Annotated in this window: 15 protein-coding genes; 6 read left to right on the top strand and 9 right to left on the bottom strand. The window is 67.2% G+C overall.

The window, feature by feature from the left end; genetic code table 11:
- The coding region (locus A5779_RS21815; protein ID WP_165609817.1) for a serine hydrolase at positions 1-658 on the top strand (658 nt) is incomplete at its 5' end.
- Positions 659-709: 51 nt separating this feature from the next.
- On the top strand, positions 710-1,537 hold the full coding sequence (locus A5779_RS21810; protein WP_055115627.1) for a hypothetical protein: 828 nt from the start codon (positions 710-712) through the stop codon (positions 1,535-1,537).
- A 24-nt stretch (positions 1,538-1,561) separates the two neighbouring features.
- On the opposite strand, the gene A5779_RS21805 is transcribed toward A5779_RS21810, so the two are convergent.
- The 4 genes from A5779_RS21805 to A5779_RS21790 are packed head-to-tail and all read right to left on the bottom strand — an operon-like array spanning position 1,562 to position 5,129.
- Positions 1,562-3,238, bottom strand: coding sequence for a cation:proton antiporter (locus A5779_RS21805; protein ID WP_064885553.1), 1,677 nt, complete (start codon positions 3,236-3,238; stop codon positions 1,562-1,564).
- A 37-nt stretch (positions 3,239-3,275) separates the two neighbouring features.
- Positions 3,276-4,070 (bottom strand): Fpg/Nei family DNA glycosylase, encoded by a 795-nt coding sequence (locus A5779_RS21800; protein WP_064885551.1) that lies wholly within the window; start codon positions 4,068-4,070, stop codon positions 3,276-3,278.
- A 3-nt stretch (positions 4,071-4,073) separates the two neighbouring features.
- On the bottom strand, positions 4,074-4,553 hold the full coding sequence (locus tag A5779_RS21795; RefSeq protein ID WP_055115633.1) for a ribose-5-phosphate isomerase: 480 nt from the start codon (positions 4,551-4,553) through the stop codon (positions 4,074-4,076).
- A 21-nt stretch (positions 4,554-4,574) separates the two neighbouring features.
- On the bottom strand, positions 4,575-5,129 hold the full coding sequence (locus A5779_RS21790) for a TetR/AcrR family transcriptional regulator (RefSeq protein WP_064885549.1): 555 nt from the start codon (positions 5,127-5,129) through the stop codon (positions 4,575-4,577).
- An 84-nt stretch (positions 5,130-5,213) separates the two neighbouring features.
- Between A5779_RS21790 and A5779_RS21785 the strand changes: the two genes are divergently transcribed.
- The gene (locus A5779_RS21785; protein ID WP_064885547.1) at positions 5,214-6,140 is read left to right on the top strand and encodes an aldo/keto reductase; all 927 of its coding nucleotides are present in this window, start codon (positions 5,214-5,216) and stop codon (positions 6,138-6,140) included.
- On the opposite strand, the gene A5779_RS21780 is transcribed toward A5779_RS21785, so the two are convergent.
- From A5779_RS21780 to A5779_RS21765, 4 genes are all read right to left on the bottom strand, one after another.
- Complete coding sequence (locus A5779_RS21780) at positions 6,093-7,052, bottom strand: isopenicillin N synthase family dioxygenase (protein ID WP_064885545.1); 960 nt, start codon at positions 7,050-7,052, stop codon at positions 6,093-6,095. The two genes, A5779_RS21785 and A5779_RS21780, sit on opposite strands and share 48 nt — an antisense overlap.
- Positions 7,049-7,489, bottom strand: a complete 441-nt coding sequence (locus tag A5779_RS21775; RefSeq protein ID WP_064885543.1) for a nucleoside deaminase — start codon at positions 7,487-7,489, stop codon at positions 7,049-7,051. Before A5779_RS21775 ends, A5779_RS21780 begins: the two co-directional genes overlap by 4 nt.
- Entirely contained in the window at positions 7,486-8,883 is a 1,398-nt protein-coding gene (locus A5779_RS21770) for a purine-cytosine permease family protein (protein WP_064885541.1), read from the bottom strand. Before A5779_RS21770 ends, A5779_RS21775 begins: the two co-directional genes overlap by 4 nt.
- A 67-nt stretch (positions 8,884-8,950) precedes the next feature.
- Positions 8,951-9,580, bottom strand: a complete 630-nt coding sequence (locus A5779_RS21765; protein ID WP_064885539.1) for a mycothiol-dependent nitroreductase Rv2466c family protein — start codon at positions 9,578-9,580, stop codon at positions 8,951-8,953.
- Between the two features lie 281 nt (positions 9,581-9,861).
- Between A5779_RS21765 and A5779_RS21760 the strand changes: the two genes are divergently transcribed.
- From A5779_RS21760 to A5779_RS21750, 3 genes are all read left to right on the top strand, one after another.
- Positions 9,862-10,266, top strand: a complete 405-nt coding sequence (locus A5779_RS21760) for a DUF732 domain-containing protein (RefSeq protein WP_064885537.1) — start codon at positions 9,862-9,864, stop codon at positions 10,264-10,266.
- Between the two features lie 38 nt (positions 10,267-10,304).
- Entirely contained in the window at positions 10,305-12,896 is a 2,592-nt protein-coding gene (gene pepN, locus A5779_RS21755) for an aminopeptidase N (RefSeq protein ID WP_064885535.1), read from the top strand.
- Between the two features lie 95 nt (positions 12,897-12,991).
- Complete coding sequence (locus A5779_RS21750) at positions 12,992-13,330, top strand: HNH endonuclease (RefSeq protein ID WP_064885557.1); 339 nt, start codon at positions 12,992-12,994, stop codon at positions 13,328-13,330.
- Between the two features lie 86 nt (positions 13,331-13,416).
- Here A5779_RS21750 and A5779_RS21745 read toward each other — a convergent pair.
- On the bottom strand, positions 13,417-13,856 hold a 440-nt coding region (locus A5779_RS21745; protein WP_236734845.1), incomplete at its 5' end, for a DUF5130 domain-containing protein.

Here is a 13,856-nt window from a genome sequence, read left to right as displayed (position 1 = left end):
GGTCACCGGCCGCACCATCGGTCAATACCTGCGCACCGAGGTCGCCGAACCGTTGGGCGCCGATATCCACATCGGACTGCCGGCCTGGCAGCATCACCGGTGCGCAGAGATGGTGAACAAGCCGTCGGTACGAAGCCTGCTGGCCGACAACCACGTCGACGGACCGCCGGCATCGCTTGCCGACCATCCGATGGCCGGCTGGGCGGTGTCGATGGACTTCGTGCCTGATGACGAACTGGGCGTGCAGGCCTTGGACGCCTGGCGCGCAGCGGAGTTCCCGAGCACCAACGCACACGTCTCTGCTCTGGGCATGGCGACCGTCTACAACGCACTGGCCCAGGAGAAGCTGCTCACCCGGGAGCACATGGAGCGCTGCCGCGTCTCGCAGGGCGGGTTCGACGCCGACGTGGTGTTGGGTGCGCGGGTCGCCGATCACGGCTGGGGTCTGGGTTACATGCTCAACCAGCGCGGGGTGGCCGGACCCAACACCGGCATCTTCGGGCACGGCGGGTCGGGGGGTTCGTTCGCCTTCGTCGACCTGGAGCACCGGATCGGATATGCGTACGTGATGAACTATTTCGACGCCACCAAGTGCAATGCCGACCCTCGTACGGTCGCCCTGTCGAACGAGGTTTACTCCGCTCTCGGCGTAATTTGAGTTCCCTTCGAGAACCCGGAAGCACTGGTTCACGTCGGTACGCTGGACGCCATGAACAGCGTTTTGCTGGTACTCATCGTCCTGGTCATCGCTGCGATCGCGTTCGCTGTCTACAGCTCGTCGCAGGCCAACGGTCGCCGCTCCGCGGAGTCACTGGCCGACGCCAAGGCTGACGCCCGCCGGCTGATCGAGCGTCTCGGCGGGCAGGTGCTCAACCTGACCGGCTCCGACGACGCGTCGAAGCAGGCGCTGGCCGACGCCTCCGAGCGCTACACCGCAGCGTCCTCCCAGATCGATCAGGCCACCACTGCCAAACAGGCCGCTCTGGCCAAGGAGAGCGCCATCGAGGGGCTCTACTACGTGCGCGCGGCTCGCACCGCGATGGGCATGGATCCGGGTCCGGAGCTGGAGTCGTTGACCGGGCAGCGGGCGGCCGGCGAGGTCACCGAAGACCGCCGGGTCAACTTCGAGGGTCGTGAGATCGAGGCCTCCCCCACCCCGTCGCAGCGCACCCCGAACTACTACCCGGGCGGCCGGGTGGCCGGACGCCCGGTGCCCGCCGGCTGGTACTCCGAGCCGTGGTGGAAGCCGGCGCTGGTGGCCGGCGCCTGGGGCCTGGGCTCGGTCCTGCTGTTCGACGCGATGTTCTCGGGCATGCACGGAGTCGGCTACGGCGCCCAGGGCTTCGAAAATGGTTACGGTGACGGCTATTCCGATGGTTTCGCGGCCGGCCAGGACGGTGGCGGCTTCGACGGTGGCGACACCGGCGGAGCCGACGGCGGCGGTGACTGGGGCGGCACCGATGCCAGCGGCTGGGACAGCGGCGGTTTCGACGGTGGCGGGTTCGGCGACTTCGGTGGAGACTTCGGGGGCTTCTGACCCGCCCGCCGAGCAGAACCTCTTTTAGAGGCGGCTCTCCAGACGTGCCGACACACCGGCCTCCTGCAGATCCAGCCGCTCCAGCATGGCGCGCACCGCTTCGTCCTCGATCCGGCCCTCGTCGCGCTCGGTGATGAGCGCCCCGCGTTGCGCCGCAAGCACATCCCGGTAGAGGCCCGAGAACACCGCGGCCCGTTTGGTGAGCGCCTCGGGGTCCGGCATCTCGTCGGCGTCTTGTGAATGCCGGGCGATCACCGCGCGAATCTCGGTCACCACACGTGGATCCAAACCGTCGGGCGGGTCGGCCTCGAACGCGTCGAGCACCTCGTCGGCCGCATCGTGCACCACCCGTTCCGCCTTGATTTCCTCTTCCCGGTCGGCAGCATGGTCGTCGCAGAACCGGGACAGGTTGAGCCGGCGGATCAGCAGTGGCAAGGTCCATCCCTGGATCAGCAGTGTGCCCACACTCACCACGAATGCGATCGCCTGGATGGTGGCGCGTTCCGGAAACGGTTCGCCGCTGGCGGTGGTGGCCGGGATCGCCGCAGCCGCAGCCAATGTGACCACGCCGCGCATCCCGGTCCAGGACACCACGAGGTTCTCCCGCCAACTCAGCGAGCGGCGGTCGATCATCCGGCGCCAGCGCGCCTTGGGCTTTCGTCTGCGCAGACCAACGGAGCCGTCGGGAACGGCCGTGCTGAACTTGCTCTCGACGTGCCGGGACAGCTTGTTGCGGCCGAACATCAGGAAGACCGACAGCGGCCGGATGAACAGCACGATCACCAACACGATGATCGAGGCGATCGCCACCTCGGCCAGCGACTCGTGGGCCTCGTTCAGGTGTTCCAGGACGAACCGCAGATGCAGCCCGATGTAGGCGAACACGAACGCCTCGAGCAGCACGTCCAACGAGTTCCAGACGTACCGCTCCTGCAGCCGGGTCTGGTACCCCGCGCCCATCGCACCGTTGCCGACGACGAAGCCGGCGACCACCACGGCGAGCACCCCGGAGGCGTGCAGTTCCTCGGCGGTGATGAACGCCGCGAACGGGACCACCAGGCCCTGCACGGTTTCCAGCCCCGGATTGTCCAGATGCTTGCGAATCCACAGCGTCAGATATCCGAGCAGGGCCCCGACCAGCGGGCCGATGGTGGCGCTGTAACCGAACAGCAGGAACGGGTTCTCGATGAAGGTGTGGCTGCCTGCCACCTGGGCCACTGCGATGGAGAACAGGGTCAGCGCGGCCGCGTCGTTGATCAGGCTCTCGCCGGTGAGGATCGCCATCACCCGTTTGGGCAGACCGAGCTTGCGCCCGACCGCGACGGCGGTCACCGCGTCGGGCGGCGCGACGATTGCACCGAGCACCAACGCGAGCCCGAAGGTCAACGGCACCAGCACCAGCCAGGACGACACCGCTGCCACGGCGAAGGCCGTCACCACGACGAGCCCGACCCCGAGGCCCAGGATCGGGCGGATGTTGCGGAAGAACGTCGGGAACGAGAAGTCCAATGCCGCTGAATACAGCAGCGGTGGCAACACCACCGTCAGCAGAATGTGGGAATCGAGTTCGGGAGGTTCGAAGCCGGGAAGGAACGAGACCAGGCTGCCGATGACAACGATGATCAGGGCGGGTTCCTGGCCACGCCGATGCGCGGCTGCGGTGACGAGAATGGCTCCGACGACGACGAGGATCAATTCCACCCGGAGATTGTCCCGTGCCAGTGACGCCGGCGCGCACTCACACCTGGCAGTCGGGGCACCAGAACAGGTTGCGGGCCTCCAGTTCTGCGGTGCGCACGCCTGTGCCGCACACCCGGCACGCCTCCCCTGCCCGGCGATACACGTAGGTGCGGGGCCGGCCAGGACCGTAGGACGGTGCCCCGTGATCGTGCTCGGGGCGGACGACGACGATCTTGCCCCGCCGTACACCGACCTTCATCAGCTCGACGAGATCGGTCCACATGTCGATGAACTCGGTCTGGCCCAGGTGCGTACCCGGCCGGTACGGGTCGATGTGATGACGGAACAGCAGCTCGCTGCGGTACACGTTTCCGACGCCGGCGATCACGGACTGGTCCATCAACAACGCACCAATTGACCTGCGCGACTTGCTGATCCGCGTCCAGGCCAACGAAGGGTCGGCGTCTTTGCGCAGCGGGTCGGGACCGAGCCGCGCGACCACATCGGCGATCTCGGGCTCGGCGATCACCTCACACACCGTGGGGCCACGCAGATCGGTGCCGTACTCGGTGCCGACGATCCGCATCCGGACCTGGCCGACCGGCAGTCCCAGCGGAATCGGTGCCTCGGTGAAGGTCCCGTACAGACCGAGATGGATGTGCACGACGTGTCCGCCGGCGTAGTGGTGGAACAGGTGCTTGCCCCAGGCGTCGGCCTGTTTGAACACCTGGCCGTTGACCGCGGCCGCACCGTCGGTGAAGCGGCCCTGCGGGCTGGACACCACCACCGGCGCCCGGCCGAACCGCTTCTGGTGCAGCCGGGCCAACCGGTGCAGGGTGTGCCCTTCGGGCATGGGTCAGGCAGGCGCGCCGGGAACCGGCGGGGCCACGTGGTCCTTCTCGTACTCGGCCAGGATGTCGATGCGGCGCTGGTGGCGCTCGGCTTCCGACCACGGCGTCGACAGGAACGCGTCGACGATGGCCAACGCCTCCTCCTCGCTGTGCATGCGGCCGCCCAGGCCCATCAGCTGGGCGTTGTTGTGCTCGCGGGCCAGCTTGGCGGTCTCGACGCTCCAGGCCAGGGCACAGCGGGCACCGGGCACCTTGTTCGCGGCGATCTGCTCACCGTTGCCCGAGCCGCCGAGCACGATGCCCAGGCTGCCCGGGTCGGCGACCGTCTTGACCGCAGCGTCGATGCAGAACGCCGGGTAGTCGTCGTCGGCGTCGTAGGTGTAGGCACCGCAGTCGATCGGCTCGTGGCCGGTCTTCTTGAGGTGCTCGATGATGGTCTGCTTGAACTCGAATCCGGCATGGTCGGCACCGATGTAGACGCGCATGTCGGTAACCCTAACTGGTCATCACCCCTTCACAGCACCAGCTCGGATACCTGCCAGGAGCAGATCGAGCATTCGCTGCGCCTGCTCGGCCGAGCCGCCGGCCAGGAAGATTCCGAGCAGGCTGGCCACCACGTCCTCGGCCCGCACATCAGCGTTCAGGCTGCCATCGGCGACACCGGCATCGAGCAGGATCTGGACGGCACCGGTCACGCTCGCCTTGGTGTCGCGGTGGTCGACTGCGCCGGATTCGAAGATGGTGCGTAGCGATTCGGCCATGCCCTTCTTGGCGGCCACGAACGTCGCGTAGCGGTCCATCCACCGGCGCAGCGCCACCGGCGGTGGGTACCGGCTGGACAGGTCCGCCGCGGACGCGGAGACCTCGGCCAGTTCGGCGCGGTAGACGGCCTCGATGAGGGCCTCGCGGCTGGGGAAGTGACGGTAGAGCGTCCCGATGCCGACACCGGCCTCCCGGGCGATGGCCTCCAGCGAGACGGGACCGTCCGACGTGGCGAACGCTGCCGCGGCGGCCGCAAGCAGGCGTTCCCTGTTGCGTCGGGCGTCGGCCCGTTCAGCCATAGCGGAGGCCCCTCCGTTTTGTTAGCGTGGTGAAACGGAGGTCCCTCCGCATCGCTTTCGAGTATGACATCCCAGGAGCGCACCATGACCACATCGCATCCCGGCGGCACCGGCACCATCGGCGGACACAGCGTGGCTCGGATCGGCTACGGCGCCATGGGTCTCGGACGCGAGCTCCCCCACGACGACGCGACTGCCGTGTTGCACCGCGCCGTCGAGCTCGGCGTCAACCACATCGACACCGCATCGTTCTACGACGACGGCGTGGTGAACCGGCGCATCCGGGACGCGCTCGCCCCGTACCGGGACGATCTGCTCATCGTCAGCAAGGTCGGGGCCCGGCCCGCCACCGGACCGATACCTCTCGCACTGGCCCAGCACCCCGCGGACCTGCGCCGCGCCGTCGAACTGGACCTGGCCGGCCTCGGGCTGGATCAGATTCCGGTCGTGAACCTGCGGCGCGCCGACATCGGCCCCGGGTTGGTCGCCGAGGGCGAGCAGATCGTCGATCTGGACGATCAGTTGGCCGAGATGATCGCGCTGCGCGACGAAGGCAAGATCGGGGCGATCGGGATCAGCAACGTAGGCCTGGAGACCCTGCGCCGTGCGCTGCCCGCCGGGATCGTGTGCGTGCAGAATGCCTACAGCCTGCTCAACCGCAGCCATGAGGACGAACTGGCACTGTGCAATGAACAGGGCATCGCCTGGGTGCCGTTCTTTCCCCTCGGCTCGGCGTTCCCGGGCTTTCCGAAGGTCGCCGAAAACGCTGTGGTGCAACGGATCGCCGCGGACCTCGGCGTCAGCGGCGCACAGATCGGGCTGGCCTGGTTACTCGCGCACGCGCCCAACACCCTGCTCATCGCCGGGACCACGTCGGTCGCCCACCTCGAGGAGAACCTGGCGGCAGGCGACCTCGTGCTCAACGAGCAACAACTCGCCGATCTCGATGCCGCCCACACAGAGCTACCCCAGGGTGATGGCGTCCAGGCGTTCCTTGATGAAGGCCGCTGACGTCACCGGCTCCAGACCCGAGACCGTGCCGATCGGCGGCTCCAGCGGAGTGACGAGCGCGTCGTGGTTGGCCTCGTAGAAGTAGATCAGCGAGACCAGGTCCTCCTCGGGGGCGTGCGGCTGGGGCGGCAACACGCGGTGCCGGCCCGACGGCCACCGGCGCCCGCTCCAATACTCCAGCAGGTCACCGATGTTGACCGTGAGCGATCCCGGCTCCCACGGCGCGTCCTTCCAGCCCTCTTGCTCGGAGTACACCTGTAATCCGCCGGCGCCGGGCTCGCGGTCCAGGATCGTGACGGTGCCGAAGTCGGTGTGCGGTCCGATCCGGAACTGTCCGGGCTCCGGCTCTCCCACCACGCTGACCGGCGGATAGTGGTTGATGTTCATGGTCCACGTCGGCTGGTCCGCAAGTGCGACAAAGGGATTGACCGTCAGTCCGAGGGCGTGGGCGAACAACGCCAGCAGCTCGTCGGAGACCTTGCGCATCGCAGCGGTGTACTCGTCGACCAATGCCTGCAACGCGGACACCTCGGCCGGCCATACGTTGGGGGCGAACCAGATCCGGTCCACCTCGGGGTCCCCGGTCGCGGTCTCGGCGCCCAGGCTGTAACTCTCCTTGAGATCGGGCGGGGTCTCGGTGCCCTCGGCGTAGCCGTTGGCCTCGGCCCCAGGGCCGATCCAGCCGTGCCCGCCGACCGGTACCGAGTAGCGCTGTTTGACCTCGTCGGACAAGGCGAAGAACTCGCGGCTGGCCGCACGCACCTTGCTCGCCAGGTCAGTGTCCACGCCGTGTCCGGTGACCACGATGAACCCGGCGCGCTGCAGGCCGGCGTCGACCTCGGCGGCCACCGCGTCGGCCTCGGCCCCACCGGCATACCAGCGGGACATGTCGACAGTTGCGATGGCGCTCATTCGCCGATGTCCTCCGCCCACAGATCCGGCCGCTCGGCGATGAAGTTCTCCATCATCGCCACGCAGCGTTCGTCGTCGAGCAGGGTGACAGCGACACCGTGCTCGGCCAGCCAGTCATGCCCGCCGGTGAAGGTCCGGCTCTCTCCGATCACCAGGGCGCCGATGTTGAACTGACGGACCAGCCCGCTGCAGTACCAGCACGGCGAGAGGGTGGTCACCATGATGGTGGACCGGTAGCCGCGCTGGCGCCCAGCGGCCCGGAAGGCGTCGGTCTCGGCATGGATCGACGGATCGTCGTTCTGCACGCGCCGGTTGTGCCCGGCGCCCAGCAGTGTTCCGTCCGAGCTGAACAGCGCCGCGCCGATCGGAATGCCGCCCTCGGCCAACCCTTTTCGCGCCTCGTCGACAGCGACGTCGAGCATCTGCTCGGGGGTCATGCCGCCACCCTCCGTTCCGCGGTGAGCTTCGATCGGCACAACAGCAGATAACTTGCCCCGGCGATGAGGAAGCCGACGAAGAACGTGATGTCACCCAACTGCGGAACCTCCCGCGCGATGTAGCCGACGAACTTCGTCTGGTTGCAGAACAGCGTCACCGAGACCACCAGGCCGAGCAGGAACGACGCCAGGCCGGGCCAGTTGGTGTAGGACCGGTCGTAGAGGAAGTGCGCCACGGGCTGATCGCCGCGCAGGTACTCGTCGGCGAACATCACGCCCAGCCACGGTCCGATCCAGTAGGCGATGATCAACAGGAACGCCTCGTAGCTCGCCGCCGCGTCGGCCAGCGCCCACCAGGCGATGAGAAATCCGACGATCCCGAAGAAAGCGGTCGCCAGGGCCCGCGCGATGTGATGCGGCAGCTTGATCCCGATGGTCACGAAAGCCATTGCGCCCGAATAGATGTTGATTGCATTGGCGGCAATCGCCCCGATCGCGATGGCCAGCAGGGTCAGACTGGCCAGCCACGGCGCCAGCTCCGCGGTGAACGCGGAGGTGGGGTTATCCGAGACGGCGGGACCGATGGTCACCGACGCGGCACCGACCGTCTGCAACAGCATGCAGGATACGAACAGCCCTGCGGCGGCGAAGAATCCGGTGCGTGGGCCGGCCTCGGACCGTGGGAGGTAGCGGGTGTAGTCAGCGGCATACGGCGCCCACCCCGCGACGTAGCCGAACGCGGTGCCCACGGTGAGCAGGAAGCCGCCCGTGCCTCCGACACCGCCCGTGACCGCCGGGGCGCCCAGGTTCGCCTTACTCAGTATCACCACCGAGGTGATGGCGAAGATGACCGCGAGTACCGGGAACGCCCAGCGTTCGAAGGCCTGCACCAGGTTGTGCCCGAACACCGCCAGCGCGGTCTGCACCACGACGACGAGCACCAGGGCCAGCACCGGTGCGATGGCGAACAACGTGGACAACGCGAATGCCCCACTGACGCTGTTGGTGGCGAACCATCCGATGCCCGCGGTCACCGTCATCAGCAGCGAGGGCACGGCGTTGCCCCGGAAGCCGAACGCCAGCCGGCCCAGCACCATCTGCGGAACACCGTGCAGCGGCCCGCGTTTCGACAGGAAGTAATGCGCAAGCGCGCCGAGTCCGGTGCCGAGCCCCAGGCCGGACACCGCCTGCCAGAACGTCATGCCGTAGACGGAGACCGCCAGCACACCCAGGAAGATGGTGGCGAACTCCAGGTTCGGCGACGTCCAGGTCCAGAACAACTGGCTGGGTTTTCCGTGCCGGTCGGCGTCGGCGATGTGCTCGTTGCCGCCCGGTTCCACGGCGGCGATTCGGTCCCGGTACGAGCCGTCGGTGCTGGGCTCAGCCGCTGTCATCCGTACACCGTGGCGTGAGCCACGGTGTCACGCAACCGGAATCGCGATTTTGGGTGAAGTTCACCCGTCACTCGAACTGCGGCGCCTCGGTACGCGACCGCTTGAGCTCCCAGAAATGCGGGTATGACGCGAACGTTACCGACGCGTCCCAGAGTTTGCCGGCCTCTTCGCCGCGCGGGATCTTGGACAGCACCGGGCCGAAGAACGCGACGCCGTTGACGTGGATGGTCGGGGTGCCGACGTCCTCACCGACGGCGTCCATGCCGGCGTGGTGGCTCTTGCGCAACGCCTCGTCGTACTTGTCGGTGTCGGCTGCCTCGGCCAGTTCGGCGGGCAGGCCGACTTCCTCGAGTGCCTGCGCGATGACGGTGTCGAGGTCCTTGTTGTCCTGGTTGTGGATCCGGAAGCCCATCGCGGTGTAGAGCGGGCCGAGGATCTCCGGGCCCTTGAGCTGCTCGGCGGCGATGGCGACCCGGACGGGGCCCCACGCCTTCTTCATCAGTTCCTGATAGTTCTCGGGCAGGTCGCGGCCTTCGTTGAGCACCGCGAGGCTCATGACGTGGAATTGCACGTCGATATCGCGGACCTTCTCGACTTCGAGGATCCAGCGCGAGGTGATCCAGCACCACGGGCACAGCGGGTCGAACCAAAACCCGGCGGTGTCTTTCTGGCCTGCGTTCTGATCTTGGGGAGCCATCTAGGTGTTCCTCTCGATGTGGTTCAAGGCACAACTGCGTTCAACACAACTGTGCACCCGTATTGAGATGTTCCCGACGCGAGTAACTATCCGGAGATCGATTACGACAAGGTTGGTGGCACGCATGCCGACATGCATGCTGGAGTCACGGCAGCGGCACAGGAAACGCATAGTGCGCGAACTTTTATCGAAACGTGTTGTTCCTGTGACCCTGGTAAACCACTGTTGCCCAAGTGAGCAGAGCGATCTAGGAGTTCTGCGTGATAGCTGAGGAGCTCAATATGGCCGCTCGCGCCCTCCTGACCGCCGTAGGTGTCGTTTCCGTCGCCCTCGCGTTGGCCGTCCCGGCACAGGCCGATCCGGCCCCGGTCCCCGATCCGACGACCGACACCTCGTTCCTGAACGCCCTGAACGACGCCGGGGTGGGCTACGGCGATCCCGGTGCGGCCGTCCAGATGGGGCAGGAGGTCTGTCCGATGCTGGTCGAGCCCGGCAAGGACTTCGCGTCGGTGGCCTCCCAGATGCGCGGCGACGGCGGCATGTCGCCCCAGATGGCGTCGTTCTTCACCGGCATCGCCATCCAGATGTACTGCCCGCAGATGATGTCGTCGATCGGCGACGGCTCGATCCTGAACAACCTCGGCGCGCTCAACGGACTCGCCGGGATCGCCGGCTTCCCCCAGTAGGCCGACTCCAGCCGGCGTCCAGCCACTAGGTTGGACGCGTGGCACTTCCGAATCTCACCCGCGATCAGGCCGTAGAGCGCGCAGCTCTGGTGACCGTCGACAACTACCACGTCGTCCTCGACCTCACCGACGGCAACGGCCAACCCGGCGAACGCACCTTCCGGTCCACCACCACCGTGAAGTTCGATGCCCTCGCCGGCGCCGACACCTTCATCGATCTAGCGGCCGACACCGTCCACAGCGCGACGCTCAACGGCGTCGCGCTCGATGTGTCGGGCTACGACGAATCAACCGGTATCGCGCTCACCGGGCTGGCCGCGCACAACGTCCTGGTGGTCGACGCCGACTGCCTGTACTCCAACACCGGTGAAGGCCTGCACCGGTTCGTCGACCCTGTCGACAACGAGGTCTACCTGTATTCGCAGTTCGAGACCGCCGACGCCAAGCGGATGTTTGCCTGCTTCGACCAGCCCGACCTGAAGGCCACGTTCGACGTTCAGGTCACCGCGCCGTCGCACTGGCAGGTGATCTCCAATGGCGCCACCACCTCCGCCGAGCCCAATGGCTCGGGCTCTGTGCACACCTTCGCCACCACCCCGAAGATGAGCACGTATCTGGCGGCGCTCATCGCCGGGCCGTACGCGGTGTGGCGCGACTCGTACTCCGACGAGCACGGCGAGATCCCGCTGGGCATCTTCTGCCGGGCCTCACTGGCCGAGTTCATGGATGCCGAGCGGCTTTTCACCGAGACCAAGCAGGGCTTCGGTTTCTACCACGCCAACTTCGGCACGCCGTACGCCTTCGGCAAGTACGACCAGCTGTTCGTGCCCGAGTTCAATGCGGGGGCCATGGAGAACGCCGGCGCGGTGACGTTCCTGGAGGACTACGTCTTCCGGTCGAAGGTCACCCGGGCCTCCTACGAGCGGCGCGCCGAGACCGTGCTGCACGAGATGGCACACATGTGGTTCGGCGATCTGGTCACCATGCAGTGGTGGGATGACCTGTGGCTCAACGAGTCCTTTGCGACGTTCGCGTCGGTGCTGTGCCAGGCCGAGGCCACCGAATACGACACCGCCTGGACCACCTTCGCCAACGTCGAGAAGTCGTGGGCCTACCGCCAGGACCAGCTGCCTTCGACCCACCCGGTCGCCGCCGACATCCCTGATCTGGCCGCCGTGGAGGTCAACTTCGACGGCATCACGTACGCCAAGGGCGCCTCTGTGCTCAAGCAGCTGGTGGCCTACGTCGGGCTCGAGCAGTTCCTGGCCGGATTGCGCGACTACTTCCGCGACCACGCGTTCGCCAACGCCACGTTCGGCGACCTGCTGGGCGCTCTCGAGAAGTCCTCTGGCCGTGATCTGTCTGGCTGGGGCCAACAGTGGCTCAAGACAACGGGTTTGAACACGCTGCGGGCCGACTTCGACGTGGACGATTCGGGTGCGTTCACCCGGTTCGCCGTCGCGCAGTCCGGGGCCGCCCCGGGCGCCGGGGAGACCCGCGTGCACCGGCTGGCCGTCGGTATCTATGACGACGACCCGGCCGGCTCGGGCAAGCTCGTGAGGGTACACCGCGAGGAGCTCGACGTCGAAGGACCGATCACGGAAGTTCCTGCCCTGGTAGGCATTTCGCGCGGAAAGCTGATTCTCGTCAACGACGATGACCTGACCTACTGCTCGCTGCGGCTGGATCCGGCGTCACTGTCGACCGTGGTGTCACGGATCGCCGACATCGCCGATCCTCTCCCCCGGACGCTGGCCTGGTCGGCAGCCTGGGAGATGACCCGCGAAGCCGAGATGAAAGCCCGCGACTTCGTCGCGCTGGTGATGAGCGGCATCCACGCCGAAACCGAGGTCGGCGTCGCGCAGCGGCTGCTGATGCAGGCGCAGACCGCGCTGAGTTCCTACGCCGATCCGGGCTGGGCCACCGAAATCGGCTGGCCTGCGTTCGGCGATGCTCTGCTCGACCGGGCGCGCGAGTCCGCTCCCGGTTCTGATCACCAGCTCGCTTTCGTGAACGCGCTGTGCACCTCGGTGCTGTCGCCCAACCACGTCGCCGTGCTGTCGACTCTGCTCGACAACGAACCCGCCGCGGTGAACATGGCCGGCCTGGTGATCGACACCGATCTGCGCTGGCGGATCGTCACGGCGCTGGCCCGCAACGGGCAGATCGACGCCGACGGCCCCGACACGCCGTTCATCGACGCCGAGGCCGAGGCCGACCCGACTGCGGCCGGCAAGCGGCACGCTGCTGCGGCCTCGGCCGCTCGCCCGCAGGACGAGGTGAAGTCCGCGGCGTGGGAGCAGGTCATCGAGGACGACACGATCGCCAACATCACCACCCGCGCGATCGTCGGCGGCTTCGTGCAGCCCGGCCAGTCCGAGTTGCTGGCGCCGTTCACCACCCGCTACTTCGCCGCGATCTCCGGGGTCTGGGAGCGGCGGTCGAGCGAGGTCGCGCAGACCGTGGTGATCGGTCTGTATCCGTCGTGGGACATCAGTCAGAACGGGCTCGACGCGGCGGACGCGTTCCTGTCCGATCCAGAGGTGCCGCCCGCGCTGCGCCGTCTGGTGATCGAGGGACGCGCCGGTGTGGAGCGCTCCCTGCGCGCCCGCGCCTTCGACGTCAGCTAGTTCCCCCAACCTGCACCGCGAGCGTGCGTGTCTGCTGCCCGACACACCGGGTCTGGACAGCATTCTGCGCACGCTCGCGGTCATACGCTGTGTCGATGGCGGTCAGTCGAACCCGCGCGGCACGGGCCGCCCGCAAACGCAAGCGACGGATGGACCTCGTCGAGCACGACCTCACCGACGAACAATGGGAAGCCATCAAGTCGGCGTGGGACGGGTGCGCCTACTGCCGCAGCACCACGGGCCCGTTCCAGAAGGACTGCGTCATGGCCATCTCACGTGGCGGGCGCTACACCGTGGACAACGTCGTGCCGGCGTGCGGTTCATGCAATGCCAGCAAGTGCAACTTCGAGGTCAGCACCTGGATGCGGCGCAAGCGGCTGGACGAGCGTGCGTTCCTGACGCGCTATGTGGAGATCCGTGCCGGTCTGACCTGACGCTCGCCAGTCCGCGACCGTGCGGAAAAAGCACACCGCGAGCGGCGTGTCCGACAGCAGACACGCACGCTCGCGGTGTGAAAGAACTAGGCGGGAGAAACGCCGGCCGACAGCACGCGTACGGAGCTGATCAGGCCGTCGATCAAGTTGCCTTCCTTGAAGGAGGCGGCGGCCGCCGAGACGCCCAGCGGGGCAGCCTCTTCGATGCCACGGCCCTTGACGTCGGCGCCGTAGACCACCTCGATCGCGTGCTGATCGGGTGAGACCGCGAGCAGCACCGCGTTGTCGGGGGTCGGCACCTTGGCCAGGATCGTGCGCGCCGTGGCCGCGGTGTCCGCGCCCAAGTCACCGATGTAGATCGCGAACCGGGCCTTGGCCGCCCGCGAACCGTACTTCAGCGCGTCGTCGAGGACGACGAGATCCATCGTCGGGAACGGGTAGTGCACCGACAGCTCACCGGGCTCGGTGACTCCCGAGATCCGACCGCTGTAGGTCAGGGCGTAGCCGTAGGGCAGGTCCAGGTCCT

It is taken from the genome of Mycolicibacterium peregrinum, assembly GCF_001665625.1.
In the GTDB taxonomy this organism is placed as follows: domain Bacteria; phylum Actinomycetota; class Actinomycetes; order Mycobacteriales; family Mycobacteriaceae; genus Mycobacterium; species Mycobacterium peregrinum_B.
The sequence above is the reverse complement of the archived record's forward strand: the minus strand, read 5'-3'. Positions and strand labels throughout refer to the sequence as shown.

What these genes read in the sequence shown, in the direction of transcription:
- A5779_RS21810 (WP_055115627.1), top strand. Translation starts at nt 710, where the DNA reads ATGAACAGCGTTTTGCTGGTACTCATCGTCCTGGTCATCGCTGCGATC.
- A5779_RS21800 (WP_064885551.1), bottom strand. Translation starts at nt 4,070, where the DNA reads ATGCCCGAAGGGCACACCCTGCACCGGTTGGCCCGGCTGCACCAGAAG.
- A5779_RS21795 (WP_055115633.1), bottom strand. Translation starts at nt 4,553, where the DNA reads ATGCGCGTCTACATCGGTGCCGACCATGCCGGATTCGAGTTCAAGCAG.
- A5779_RS21790 (WP_064885549.1), bottom strand. Translation starts at nt 5,129, where the DNA reads ATGGCTGAACGGGCCGACGCCCGACGCAACAGGGAACGCCTGCTTGCG.
- A5779_RS21785 (WP_064885547.1), top strand. Translation starts at nt 5,214, where the DNA reads ATGACCACATCGCATCCCGGCGGCACCGGCACCATCGGCGGACACAGC.
- A5779_RS21780 (WP_064885545.1), bottom strand. Translation starts at nt 7,052, where the DNA reads ATGAGCGCCATCGCAACTGTCGACATGTCCCGCTGGTATGCCGGTGGG.
- A5779_RS21775 (WP_064885543.1), bottom strand. Translation starts at nt 7,489, where the DNA reads ATGACCCCCGAGCAGATGCTCGACGTCGCTGTCGACGAGGCGCGAAAA.
- A5779_RS21770 (WP_064885541.1), bottom strand. Translation starts at nt 8,883, where the DNA reads ATGACAGCGGCTGAGCCCAGCACCGACGGCTCGTACCGGGACCGAATC.
- A5779_RS21765 (WP_064885539.1), bottom strand. Translation starts at nt 9,580, where the DNA reads ATGGCTCCCCAAGATCAGAACGCAGGCCAGAAAGACACCGCCGGGTTT.
- A5779_RS21760 (WP_064885537.1), top strand. Translation starts at nt 9,862, where the DNA reads ATGGCCGCTCGCGCCCTCCTGACCGCCGTAGGTGTCGTTTCCGTCGCC.
- A5779_RS21750 (WP_064885557.1), top strand. Translation starts at nt 12,992, where the DNA reads ATGGCGGTCAGTCGAACCCGCGCGGCACGGGCCGCCCGCAAACGCAAG.